The sequence below is a fragment of the Phenylobacterium sp. genome, assembly GCF_037968635.1.
Classification (GTDB): domain Bacteria; phylum Pseudomonadota; class Alphaproteobacteria; order Caulobacterales; family Caulobacteraceae; genus Phenylobacterium.
In genome coordinates, this window is sequence record NZ_JBBKVV010000049.1 from 1 (window position 1) to 11,199 (window position 11,199).

At 67.7% G+C, this 11,199-nt stretch carries 13 protein-coding genes and 1 tRNA gene; 4 read left to right on the top strand and 10 right to left on the bottom strand.

What is annotated here, in order from left to right:
- The 10 genes from AAC997_RS05125 to aroA all read right to left on the bottom strand — a co-directional run.
- On the bottom strand, window positions 1-957 hold a 957-nt coding region (locus tag AAC997_RS05125), incomplete at its 3' end, for a Mur ligase family protein (protein WP_340644613.1).
- Between the two features lie 30 nt (window positions 958-987).
- Window positions 988-1,920, bottom strand: a complete 933-nt coding sequence (accD, locus tag AAC997_RS05130; RefSeq protein ID WP_340644614.1) for an acetyl-CoA carboxylase, carboxyltransferase subunit beta — start codon at window positions 1,918-1,920, stop codon at window positions 988-990.
- Window positions 1,921-1,926: 6 nt separating this feature from the next.
- Window positions 1,927-2,760, bottom strand: a complete 834-nt coding sequence (gene trpA, locus AAC997_RS05135) for a tryptophan synthase subunit alpha (protein ID WP_340644615.1) — start codon at window positions 2,758-2,760, stop codon at window positions 1,927-1,929.
- Window positions 2,757-3,977 (bottom strand): tryptophan synthase subunit beta, encoded by a 1,221-nt coding sequence (gene trpB / locus AAC997_RS05140; RefSeq protein WP_340644616.1) that lies wholly within the window; start codon window positions 3,975-3,977, stop codon window positions 2,757-2,759. The genes trpA and trpB overlap by 4 nt, the downstream gene beginning before the upstream one ends.
- Before the next feature lie 9 nt (window positions 3,978-3,986).
- Entirely contained in the window at window positions 3,987-4,631 is a 645-nt protein-coding gene (locus AAC997_RS05145) for a phosphoribosylanthranilate isomerase (RefSeq protein WP_340644617.1), read from the bottom strand.
- A 31-nt stretch (window positions 4,632-4,662) separates the two neighbouring features.
- Window positions 4,663-5,085 (bottom strand): large-conductance mechanosensitive channel protein MscL, encoded by a 423-nt coding sequence (gene mscL, locus AAC997_RS05150; RefSeq protein ID WP_340644618.1) that lies wholly within the window; start codon window positions 5,083-5,085, stop codon window positions 4,663-4,665.
- Window positions 5,086-5,094: 9 nt separating this feature from the next.
- Entirely contained in the window at window positions 5,095-5,379 is a 285-nt protein-coding gene (locus AAC997_RS05155) for an integration host factor subunit beta (RefSeq protein ID WP_215343259.1), read from the bottom strand.
- A 292-nt stretch (window positions 5,380-5,671) separates the two neighbouring features.
- Entirely contained in the window at window positions 5,672-7,381 is a 1,710-nt protein-coding gene (gene rpsA, locus AAC997_RS05160) for a 30S ribosomal protein S1 (RefSeq protein WP_340644619.1), read from the bottom strand.
- 178 nt (window positions 7,382-7,559) lie between these two features.
- On the bottom strand, window positions 7,560-8,210 hold the full coding sequence (cmk, locus tag AAC997_RS05165; protein WP_340644620.1) for a (d)CMP kinase: 651 nt from the start codon (window positions 8,208-8,210) through the stop codon (window positions 7,560-7,562).
- Window positions 8,207-9,529, bottom strand: coding sequence for a 3-phosphoshikimate 1-carboxyvinyltransferase (aroA, locus tag AAC997_RS05170; protein WP_340644621.1), 1,323 nt, complete (start codon window positions 9,527-9,529; stop codon window positions 8,207-8,209). The genes cmk and aroA overlap by 4 nt, the downstream gene beginning before the upstream one ends.
- 117 nt (window positions 9,530-9,646) lie before the next feature.
- Here aroA and AAC997_RS05175 point away from each other — a divergent pair, with 117 nt between their 5' ends.
- The 4 genes from AAC997_RS05175 to AAC997_RS05190 form a co-directional block, all read left to right on the top strand.
- On the top strand, window positions 9,647-10,126 hold the full coding sequence (locus AAC997_RS05175) for a TIGR02300 family protein (RefSeq protein ID WP_340644622.1): 480 nt from the start codon (window positions 9,647-9,649) through the stop codon (window positions 10,124-10,126).
- Window positions 10,127-10,255: 129 nt separating this feature from the next.
- A tRNA-Ala gene (locus AAC997_RS05180) sits at window positions 10,256-10,331 on the top strand.
- An 82-nt stretch (window positions 10,332-10,413) separates the two neighbouring features.
- Window positions 10,414-10,926, top strand: coding sequence for a hypothetical protein (locus tag AAC997_RS05185; RefSeq protein WP_340644623.1), 513 nt, complete (start codon window positions 10,414-10,416; stop codon window positions 10,924-10,926).
- Between the two features lies 1 nt (window position 10,927).
- Window positions 10,928-11,199 (top strand): pyridoxamine 5'-phosphate oxidase family protein (locus AAC997_RS05190; protein ID WP_340644624.1); only part of this gene is annotated, 272 nt, incomplete at its 3' end.

Genomic DNA, 11,199 nt, shown 5'->3' on the forward strand with positions numbered 1-11,199 from the left:
GTTGTGCGCGCCGTCCAGCCACAGGTCCGCGCCGCGGGCCACCGCCGCCTCGCCCAGCGGTCCGGCGGTCAGGCGCTGGAACCGCGCCGGCCACACCGCGCCCGCCACGCCCGCGGCCAGGGCCGCCTCGTCGATGCGCGGGTCGCCCCAGGTCAGCAGGGCCATGACCGCCAGCGCCGCATTGCCCACCTGGTGGGGGCCGTAGAGACCCGGCATCGGCAGATCCAGCAGCCGGTCGGGGGTCTGGACCAGCATGCGGCCGTTCTCCTCCCAGGCGTCGATGTCACGACCCATGGCCAGCATGGGGGCGTCGAGGCCCTGCGCCTCGCGTTCGATGACCTCGAAGGCCTCCTCGATCTGGCGGGCGACGATCACCGGGCGGCCCGGCTTGATGATCCCGGCCTTTTCCCAGGCGATCTTGCTCAGCTCAGGACCCAGCATCTCAAGATGGTCGTAGTCGACGGGCGTGATGATGCAGACGGCCGGGGCGTCGAAGACATTGGTGCAGTCGAACCGGCCGCCAAGCCCCACCTCGATCACGCAGAGGTCGGCCGGGGTCTGGGCGAAGGCCTTCAGGGTCATGGCCGACATGATCTCGTTGAAGCTGATCTCGCCGCCGTCGTTCTCGATGATGGAGGTATCGATCAATTCGCGCAGCGCCTGCTCGCCGATCAGTTCGCCGGCGATGCGGATACGTTCGGCGAACCGCACCAGGTGGGGCGAGGTCAGGACATGGACCTTCAGGCCCGCCGCCTCGGCGATGGCCCGCAGATAGGCGGTGGTGGACCCCTTGCCGTTGGTGCCCGCCACGTGGATCACCGGCGGCAGCCTGTCCTGCGGCCGGCCCATGGCCTCCAGCAGGCGCAGGACGCGGCCGGTGGACAGGTCGATCAGGGACGGGAATTCCTCGCGCAGGCGCGCGATCATCGCGTCGAAGGCGCGGATCTCATCATACATGGGGCGTGGCCTGGAAAGAGAGGCGGAAGATCAGGCGGCTTTTGAAGCGTTGCGCCCCATCATGAGGGTCTTGAGGAGCGAGCCCAGCACGGTGGTCATCTCCGTGCGGGTCACCACCCGGTCCACCATCCCGCGTTCCACCAGGAACTCGGCGCGCTGGAAGCCCGGCGGCAGGGTCTCGCGGATCGACTGCTCGATCACCCGCCGGCCGGCGAAGGCGATCATGGCGTTGGGTTCGGCCAGGTGAATGTCACCAAGCATGGCGTAGGAGGCGGTCACCCCGCCGCTGGTGGGGTCGGTCATCACCACGATGTAGGGAAGGCCGGCCTCCTTGACCTCATTGACCGCCACCGTGGTGCGGGCCAGCTGCATCAGGGACAGCGTCCCCTCCTGCATCCGGGCGCCGCCCGAGGCGGTGAAGATCACGAAGGGAACCTGGCGGCGCACGGCCTCCTGGGCGGCCTTGATGAAGGCTTCGCCGGCGGCCATGCCCAGGGATCCGCCCATGAAGGCGAAGTCCTGCACCACCACCACGGCGTCCTGGCCGTTGATCGCGCCAAAGGCGATGACCATGGCGTCCTGCTCGCCGGTGGCCTTGCGGGCCGACTTCAGGCGGTCGGGATAGGAACGGTCGTCGGGGAATTTCAGGGGGTCTTCCACCACGGTCGGCGAGGCGATCCGCTCATAGACGCCATCGTCGAAGGTGTAGCCCAGGCGCTGCTTGGCGCCGATCCGCATGTGATTGCCGGACGGGGTCACCCACAGGGCCGCCTCCAGGTCCGAACGATAGATCATCTCGCCGGTGTCGGGGCACTTGACCCAGAGGTTCTCCGGGGTCTCGCGCTTGGCCACCAGATTGCGCACACCCGGCGCGATCTTGGCCAGCCAGCCGCCGCGCTCCCGGGGCGTGGGGGCGCTCGGGGGTTTGCCGGACTTGTCGTTTCTGTGCTCAGCCATCGCCATGGGGGTCTACACCGTCGGGCTAGAGACTCGCGCGAAGCGCACAGCCTTAGCCAAGGATTCTACTTTGGAAAGAACCCGCGTGGTCACGGTTTCGTTCATTGCCAGGCTCGCGGCGATTTCCTCGACCAGGGCCGAACCCACCACCACGCCATCGGCGACGCGGGCCACAGCCTCCGCCCGCTCCGGCGTCTTGATGCCGAACCCGACGCAGACCGGCAGGCCGCCCGCGGCCCGCACGCGGTCCACATGGGGCGCCACGGTCGCGGCGTCGGCTTCCTTGACCCCGGTCACGCCGGCCACCGAGACATAGTAGGCGAACCCCGAGGTGCGGCGCGCGATCACCTTGAGGCGGGCATCGTCGCTGGTGGGGGTCGACAGCAACAGCAGGGACAGGCCCTCGGCGTCCAGGGCGTCGGCCAGGGGGTCGGCTTCCTCGGGCGGGATATCCACCACGATCAGGCCGTCGGCGCCGGCGGCGGCCGCGTCCTGGGCGAAGGTCTGGAAGCCCCGGTTCACCAGGGGATTGGCGTAGCCCATCAGGATGATCGGCGTCGTCTGGTCACCCTCGCGGAACGCCGCGATCATGGCCAGGGTCTTGGACAGGGTCATGCCGCTGTCCAAGGCGCGCAGGGCGGCGCGCTGGATCGGCGGCCCCTCGGCCATGGGATCGGAGAAGGGGAAGCCCACCTCGATCAGGTCGGCGCCGGCGGCGGGCAGACCCTTCAGAATCTCCAGACCACGGTCATAGTCGGGGTCGCCGGCCATGATGTAGGCCACGAAGGCTGCGCGGTTCTCCGCCTTCAGGGCGGCGAAGCGGGCGTCGATGCGGGCCTTGGTCAAATCGCCATCCCCAGGTGGGCGGCGACGGTGGCCACGTCCTTGTCGCCACGGCCCGACAGGTTCAGCACCACGATCCCGTCCTTGCCGACGTCCCGGGCCACGTCGCCCAGGCGGGCGATGGCGTGGGCGCTCTCGATGGCCGGCAGGATGCCTTCGAGTTCCGCCAGCAGCTTGAAGGCCTCGAGGCTCTCCAGGTCGGTGGCGGTGAGATAGGTGGCGCGTCCCACATCGTGCAGCCAGGAGTGCTCGGGCCCGATGCCGGGATAGTCGAGGCCGGCCGAGATCGAGTGGGCCTCGGTGATCTGGCCCTCGGGATCCTGCAGCAGGTAGGTCATGTTGCCGTGCAGGACGCCGGGACGGCCGCCATTGATGGCGGCGGCGTGCCGGCCGGTCTCCATGCCCTCGCCCGCCGCCTCGACCCCGATCAGCTTGACGCCTTCGTCATTGAGGAAGGGGTGGAACATGCCGATGGCGTTGGACCCGCCGCCGACGCAGGCGACGACGGCGTCGGGCAGGCGGCCCTCGGCCTCCATGACCTGGTCCTTGGTCTCGCGGCCGATCACCGACTGGAAGTCGCGCACCATCGCCGGATAGGGGTGCATGCCCGCCGCGGTGCCGATCAGATAATAGGTGTCGTGGACGTTGGTGACCCAGTCGCGCAGGGCCTCGTTCATGGCGTCCTTCAGGGTCGCCGAGCCGGAGGTCACCGCCTCCACCCGGGCGCCCAGCAGGTTCATTCGGAAGACGTTGGGCTTCTGCCGCTCCACGTCGACGGCGCCCATATAGACCACGCAGGGCAGGCCGTACTTGGCGCAGACCGTGGCCGAGGCCACCCCGTGCTGACCGGCGCCGGTCTCGGCGATGATCCGGGTCTTGCCCATCCGCTGCGCCAGCAGGATCTGGCCGATGCAGTTGTTGATCTTGTGGGAGCCGGTGTGGTTCAGCTCCTCGCGCTTCAGATAGATCTTGGCGCCGCCGAAATGCTGGGTCAGCCGCTCGGCGAAATAGAGCGGGCTGGGCCGGCCCACATAGTGCGTCATCAACCCCGACAACTCGGCCTGGAAGGCCGGGTCGGCCTTGGCCGCCGCGTAGGCCGCGTCCAGCTCATGGACCAGCGGCATCAGGGTTTCGGGGACGTAGCGACCGCCATAGTCCCCGAACCGCCCATTGGCGTCGGGATAGGCGGCATAATCGTTGGGCTTGGCGGCTGCGGTCACAAGGGTTGCTCAGGCGCGGCGGGTGGCGTCGAGGAACGCCGTGATCAAGGCCGGGTCCTTTAGGCCGGGACCGCGCTCCACGCCAGAGGAAACGTCCACCATGGGCGCGCCCGACAGCCGCACCGCGTCGACGACGTTCCAGGGATCGAGGCCGCCGGCCAGGAACCAGGGCCGCTGGAAACGGTGGCCCATCATCAGGGTCCAGTCGAAGCGCGCGCCGTTGCCGCCGGGCAGTTCGGAATCCTGCGGCGCCTTGGCGTCGAACATCAGGTGGTCGGTCGCCGCCTCATAGGCCTTGGCGGCCGAAAGATCGTGGGCGGTGGAGATCGACAGGGCCTTGATGATGCCCGCGCCGGTCCGTGCGGCGATGGCCCGCGCCCGCGCCGGGGTTTCGGCCCCATGCAACTGGAACAGGTCCGGCTTGAGGAGGGTGTTCAGGCGGTCGACCAGCTCGTCGTCGGGATCGACGGTGACCGCCACGATCTTCACGTTCCTGGTCCGCGCTTCCGCCGTCAGCCGGGCCGCGGCGTCCGGGGCGATATTCCGCGGGCTTTTCTCGAAGAACATGAAGCCGATGTGGCTCACCCCGCCGGCCACGGCGGCGCTCACCGTCTCAGGCGTGGAGAGGCCGCAGATCTTGGTGGGCAAGGACATGGCGCCGATAAGGGCTATCGGGCCCTGGAATTCAAGACTTGGCCTGACTCTTCAGCAGGTCGCGGATTTCCATCAGCAGGGTTTCCTGCGGAGGCGGGGCCGGCTTTTCGGCGGTGGGGACCTCGGCCTCCTTGCGTCGCACGGCGTTCACGCCCTTGACGATCAGGAACACCACCCAGGCGACGATCGTGAACTTGATCATGGTGTTGAGGAAGGCGCCGTACTGGATGGCCACCAGTTCGCTGGCCTTGGTCAGCGGATCGTCCGGCTTCAGCACCAGCTGCAGGTCGGAGAAATCGACCCCGCTCAGCAGCAGGCCGATCGGCGGCATGATCACCTGGTCCACCAGGCTCTTGACGATGTCGTTGAACGCCGCGCCGACGATCACCCCCACCGCCAGGTCGATGACATTGCCCCGCGCGATGAACTCGCGGAATTCGGAAAAGATACTCATGGGCGGCGCCTATTCGTCGGCGTTGAGCCGCTCGCGCAGTTCCTTGCCGCTCTTGAAGAAGGGCACGTGCTTGGCGCGGACCTCGACGGCCTCTCCGGTGCGGGGATTGCGGCCGGCCCGGGCGTCGCGCGAGCGGACGGACAGCGCGCCGAAGCCACGCAGCTCCACCCGGCCGCCGTTCTCCAGGGCCTGGATCATGCGCTCGAGGATCACCCCCACCACGCGCTCGATATCGCGCTGGGTGAGGTGCGGATTTTCCTCAGCGAGTTTGGCGATCAGCTCAGACTTGATCATGCCTTCTTCCGGTCTTTCGGCTGCGGAACATGGTCGAGTCCCTGAGGATGTTCAAGGCAGGAAAAGGGTTTACGGCGCAGTGACGGTAATTCACGCCGAAAGCTTGGGCTTGGCCGTCCCAAATCGGGGCCGGGAAACGGGTGTCTGGCGTCGCGATGGTCTTTGTCGGTCATCCGACGCAGGGGAGGAGGTCGCGCCGGTCAACTCAGGATAGTCCGGTTTGCGAAAAAGAAAACGGCGGACCGGTTTCCCGATCCGCCGCTCTCAAGTCATCGTCGCATTTGCGAAACGATTAGTCGTTCTTGGCCTTCTCGCGCAGGGCGGCGCCGAGGATGTCACCCAGCGAGGCGCCGGAGTCCGACGAGCCGAACTGCTCGATGGCTTCCTTTTCCTCGGCCATTTCCAGGGCCTTGATCGACAGGCCCACCCGACGGGCGGCCTTGTCGACATTGGTCACCTGGGCGTCGACGCGGTCACCCACGGCGAAGCGTTCCGGGCGCTGATCGGCGCGGTCGCGAGACAGGTCCGACTTGCGCACGAAGGCGCTCATCGGGGCGTCGTCCTCACCGAAGCGGACTTCGATGCCGCCGGTGGTGACTTCCGTCACCGTGACGGTGATGGTCTGACCCTTGCGGAAGAAGTCGCCCACCATGGGATCGCCGCCGAGCTGCTTGATGCCGAGCGAGATGCGTTCCTTCTCCACGTCGACGTCCAGCACCTGGGCCTTGACCATTTCGCCCTTGTGATACTTGGCGATGGCTTCTTCGCCCGAGGCCGTCCAGTCGAGGTCCGAGAGGTGGACCATGCCGTCGATGTCGTTTTCCAGGCCGATGAACAGGCCAAACTCGGTGGCGTTCTTGACTTCGCCCTCGACGGTCGAGCCGATCGGATGGGCCGCGACGAACGCGTCCCAAGGATTGTCCATGGCCTGCTTCAGGCCGAGCGAGACGCGACGCTTGGACGGATCGACGTCCAGGACCACGACCTCAACCTCTTGAGAGGTGGAGACGATCTTGCCCGGATGGACGTTCTTCTTGGTCCAGGACATTTCCGACACGTGGACCAGGCCCTCGACCCCGGCTTCCAGCTCCACGAAGGCGCCGTAGTCGGTGATGTTGGTGATCCGGCCGGTGAACTTCGCGCCGACCGGGTACTTGGCTTCCACGCCGTCCCAGGGGTCGGACTGCAGTTGCTTCATGCCCAGGCTGATGCGCTGGGTGTCGGGGTTGATCTTGACGATCTGGACCTTGACGGTGTCGCCCACGGCCAGGACCTGGCTGGGGTGATTGACGCGCTTCCAGCTCATGTCGGTGACGTGCAGCAGGCCATCGATGCCGCCCAGGTCCACGAAGGCCCCGTAGTCGGTGATGTTCTTGACCACGCCTTCGCGGATTTCACCCTCTTGCAGCTGGGAGACCAGCTCGGTGCGCTGTTCGGCGCGGGCTTCTTCCAGGATGGCGCGACGGGAAACAACGATGTTGCCGCGGGGACGGTCCATCTTGAGGATGGCGAAGGGCTGTTCCTTGCCCATCAGCGGGCCGACGTCGCGCACGGGGCGGATGTCGACCTGGCTGCCGGGCAGGAAGGCCGAGGCGCCGCCGAGGTCGACGGTGAAGCCGCCCTTCACGCGGCCGACGATGGCGCCCATCACCGGTTCGTTCTTCTCGTAGACGCCTTCCAGACGGGTCCAGGCCTCTTCGCGGCGGGCCTTGTCGCGGCTGATGACCGCTTCGCCCATGGCGTTCTCGACGCGCTCGAGGAAGACCTCGACGGTGGAACCGACCACGATGGGGGCGGGATCATCGCCTTCCTGGTTGAATTCCTTCAGGGACACGCGGCCCTCGGTCTTCAGACCCACGTCGATGATCGCGAAATCCTTCTCGATCCCGACCACGATCCCCTTGACCACCACGCCTTCCATGAAGTCGCGGCCGCCCATGGACTCGTCCAGCAGGGCGGAGAAGTCGTCGCGGGAGGGGGACAGGCTCATATCGTCAGCCATAATATTCTTTCGTCTTTCAGATGACGCCGCCGGTAAAACGGATGTGTCGTCCGATCCGCATCAGCGGTCGGAGTCCCGGCGTCGGGTTAAGGGTTGCAAACCGAAGGCGTCGGGGGAGACCCCAGCGCGGTGAAATTCGCCCGCAGCCATCGAGGGAAGGGAGCGTTTGGATTGCCCGTCAGGAAGTTTCCCACCGGGCTCGCGCCGCCTCGACCGTGCGGCGGGCCGCATCGGTGGCCTGCTCTATAGTCATTTCAGTGGTGTCCAGCAAGACGGCGTCGGCGGCGGCCACCATGGGGCTGTCGGCCCGGCCCCCGTCGCGTTCGTCGCGCTTGCGGATGTCGTCAAGGATGTCGGCCAGGCTGACATCCTCTCCTTGCCCCTTCAGCTGTTTCCAGCGCCGCTGCGCGCGGACCTCCGGGGTGGCGGTCACATAGAGCTTGGCCGGCGCCTGCGGGCAGATCACCGTGCCCATGTCGCGGCCGTCCAGCACCGCGCCCTGCGGGGTGCGCGCGAAGGCCAGCTGCAGCTCGCGCAGGGCCAGGCGCACGGCCGAATGCACCGCCACCCGGCTGGCGCACTCACCGGCGCCCCGGGTGCGGAATTCCGGATCGTCCAGCATGGCGGCGGTCAGGGTCAGGGCCACGGCGCCGGCCTCCTGCTCTGAGTCCAGGTCCTTGCCCGCCCTCTGGGTCAGCACGCCGACCGCGCGGTACAGCAGCCCCGAATCCAGCACCGGCACGCCGTAGAGGTCGCCCAGCCGGTGGGCGATGGTCCCCTTGCCCGAGGCGGCGGGCCCATCGACGGTGATGATGAAGGGCGGCTTCACGCCAGATCGCCCCCCAGGCCGCGCATCATCTCGACAAATCCCGGGAAGCTGGTGGCGATCATGCCGGGTTCGTCGACGCCGATCGCCTGGTCGGCGGCCAGGCCCATCACCAGGTGCGACATGGCGATCCGGTGGTCGCCCTTGGTGACCACGCTGGCCCCGCCCGCCGCCGGATGGTTGCCGCGCGCCGCCCCCACCACGATCAGGCCCTCGGGCTCCTCCTGCACGCCGATCCCGCAGGCGGCCAGCCCCGCCGCCATCAGGGCGATACGGTCGCTCTCCTTGACCCGCATCTCGCCGATGCCGCGCATGTGGGTCGGTCCCTCGGCGAAGGCCGCGGCCACCGCCAGGATCGGATATTCGTCGATCATCGACGGCGCCCGCTGCGGCGGCACCTCGACGCCGCGCATCGACGAGTACCGCGCGGTGACGTCGCCCACCTGTTCTCCGCCCTCGTCGCGCAGGTTGGAGAGGGTCAGGTCCGCCCCCATCTCCTGCAGGGTCGTGAACAGGCCGGTGCGCAGGACGTTCAGCAGCACGCCTTCCACCGTCACCTCCGAGCCCGGGGTGATCAGCGCCGCCACCAGGGGGAAGGCCGCCGACGAGGGGTCCCCCGGCACGACGATCTTGGTCCCGGTCAGCTTCTGGCCGCCCGGCAGGTCGATATGGCGCTCCCCGTCCCGGTCCTCGACGTGGACGGTCGCCCCGAAGGCCCGCAGCATCCGCTCGGTATGGTCCCGGGTCGCCTCGGGCTCGATGACCCCGGCGCCGCCTTGCGCGTGCAGGCCGGCCAGCAGCACCGCCGACTTCACCTGCGCCGAGGGTTCCGGCAGCCGGTAGTCGATGCGCTTCAGGGCCCCGCCCTGCAGGGTCAGGGGCAGCCGCCCCCCGGTCCGGCCCGCGAAGCTCGCTCCCATCGCCTTCAGCGGGGTCATCACCCGGTTCATCGGCCGCCCGCGCAGCGAGGCGTCGCCGGTGAAGGTGGCGGCCATCGCAAACCCCGCCGCCGCCCCCATGATCAGCCGCACTCCGGTCCCGGCGTTGCCGCAGTCGATCACGTCGTCGGGCTCGGAAAAGCCGCCCTTGCCCTCCACGCGCCAGGCGCCGGGCCCAAGGTGGGTCACGGTCGCGCCAAAGGCCCGCATGGCCTGGGCCGTGCGCAGCACATCGTCGCCTTCGAGTAGCCCCTCTATCTGCGTCGTTCCGGTCGCCAGCGCCCCGAAGATGAGCGCGCGATGGGAAATCGACTTGTCGCCCGGGGCGCGCACGCGGCCCCGCAGCGGGCCGCCGCGTTTCGCGGTCAGTCCTGCCGACGTCATGGGAATGCCAAGCCTCCTTAAGGCCTTGCTGTTGTCACGAGGGGGTTTGCTTTTGACAGCGGCGCCGTCGCGTGGCAAGGGACCCGGCTTCATTCGAACCCCTTAGAGGCTTAGCCCTTGGCCAATCCCGAACTGGGCGCAAAGCAGATCTGCCCGAACTGCCAAGCGAAGTTCTACGACCTCACCCGTCGTCCCGCCCACTGCCCGAAATGCGCCACCGAATTCGACCCTGACGAGGCTGTCCGCAGCCGCCGCAGCCGGTCGCGCGCCGCGCCCACCGACCACGAAACCGAGGAAGAGGGCGAAGCCCAGGTCCGCGGCAAGTCGGAGGCTGATGACGACGAGGAAGAAGAAGAAGTCGTCACCCCGGAACTCGACGAAGTTGTCGACGCCCCGATCATCCCCGGCGACGACGATGACGATGACGACGCGGGTCCCGCCGCGCCGGAAGACGAGCTCGCCGGCTTCTCCGAAGACGAAGAAGACCTCGAGGAAGACACCGACGACGTGCCCTTCCTGGAAGACGAGGACGAGGACGATTTCGACGACACGGAAATCGAGGGTCTGCCCGGCGAGGGCGACGCCGAGGACCGCTAAATTTGACTGCGACAAGCCGCCTGCAAATTTCCTCTGCAGGCGGGCTTGATCGCGGACAACTGTCAGACTAGGTTCCGCGCCTCTTCGGGAACGGGCTTCCAGTCCGCCCCCGGAGAAACCCGAGAGATCGGGGCTTTAGCTCAGCTGGTAGAGCGCTTGCATGGCATGCAAGAGGTCAGCGGTTCGACTCCGCTAAGCTCCACCATAACGGCCGCTTCCCACCGGAAGCGGCCGTTTCCATTTGGGCCCCTGGAACGATTCCGGTTCGCGCCCTAAAACATTCCGCCATGCTTTCGCTCGACGATCCCCGCTGGTCGGCCCTCCCCCATGCCTATGGCCCAGCGACCGACGTCCCCGGCCTGCTTCGCGACCTGGCCCGATCGCCAGGCCCAAGCGGCCCAGACTCCGAACCCTTCTTCAGCCTCTGGTCCTGCCTCTGCCACCAGGGTGATGTCTATCCCGCCTCCTACGCGGCGGTTCCCCATCTCGTTCAGATCGGGCTTGCCGAGTCCGGGCCTGTCGACTTCAGCTTCTTCCTGCTTCCCGCCGCGATCGACGTGGCGCGAGTAAACGGGAGGGGTCCGGCGATCCCGGACGATCTGGTGCAGGCCTATCACGCAGCCATCGCCTGGCTGGTGGATTGTGGATTCGCCCACCGGCATGAAGCCTGGAGCGAGGACATGGCGATCGCCGTCGCCGCGGCCCAGGCTGTCGCCAAGGGGCATCACGCCTTGGCCGAGGCCCTCATGAACCTGGACGAACATCTGATCGCCGAGATCAACCAGCAGAATTGGGGCTGACATGTCGATGTATCACCCGGGCCAGCGCGAGCTGCAGGACGCCTTCGGCAGCCGCGCCCTGGCCGACCGGCTGGACGAGACCCTGCGCCACGACGCCTTCACTGACCGGGACGCCGCCTTCATCGCCGAGCAGAGCTTCTTCTTCCTGGCCACGGCCGACGATCAGGGACGCCCCGACTGCTCCTTCAAGGGCGGCCCCGCCGGGTTCGCCCGGGTCATCGCGCCCGATATGCTGATCTTCCCCGACTATGACGGCAACGGCATGTTCCGCAG